General features: G+C 32.7%; 1 protein-coding gene. It reads right to left on the bottom strand.

The window, feature by feature from the left end:
* Positions 1-123 precede the first annotated feature (123 nt).
* On the bottom strand, positions 124-830 hold a 707-nt coding region (locus AC1DTM_RS29490; protein WP_477001591.1), incomplete at its 5' end, for an SDR family oxidoreductase.

Raw genomic sequence — 830 nt, 5'->3', positions numbered from 1 at the left:
ATTTTACTTCTTTCCATCTGCTGCATAATAAAAATGATTATTGATGGTACAAATAATAAAATCATAAAATAAATAATAACCATTTATCTGTTCGATGATAAATGGTTATTATTTACGTTAAAGTTACATCTTCTTAAAACTCCTCAAAACAAGAAACTCCCATAATCTCCAAGGAAGAACCTTCTTCGCAAAGATCATAAATTTGACACCTTTCCCAATTGGGTATCGTAATGTAGTACGCCTTGCTTCAGCAATTTCTACGATTTTATTTGCAACATCTATCGGATTACCAAGTGTATCGTTGCCATTGTTTATGTGCTTTTGTATTTTATCCATATATTCTTTGTAAGGAGAGGTTGTATCAGATTGGTTTTCAGCTAATTGTTTCCCAACTTCCCATATGTTCGTATTATAAGAACCAGGTTCAAGTAAGGCAACGTCTATTCCGAAAAGCTTTACTTCTAAGCGAAGTGATTCACTCCAGCCTTCTAATGCATATTTTGAAGAAACGTAAGGAGATAGTCCAGGGAATCCGACTTGACCGCTAATGCTACTTATATTAATGATTTTTCCACTTTTCTGTTCTCTCATAAATGGTAAAACAAGCTGAGTGATTGATATAGCTCCAAAAAGATTCGTTTCAAATTGTTTTCGGTATTCCTCTACAGGGAGTTCTTCTATAAAGCCCCCAGTTGCATATCCTGCATTATTTATAAGTAGGTCTATTCTGTTTATTTCTTTTAAAAATAATTGGAAGTTATGTATAGAATTTTGATCTGTTACATCTAATTGTTGTACTTGTATATGTTGTTGTAAGTTGAGTTTAGTAG

Source organism: Bacillus sp. P4_D3 (assembly GCF_056401855.1).
This window is presented reverse-complemented; position numbering and strand designations above follow the sequence as displayed.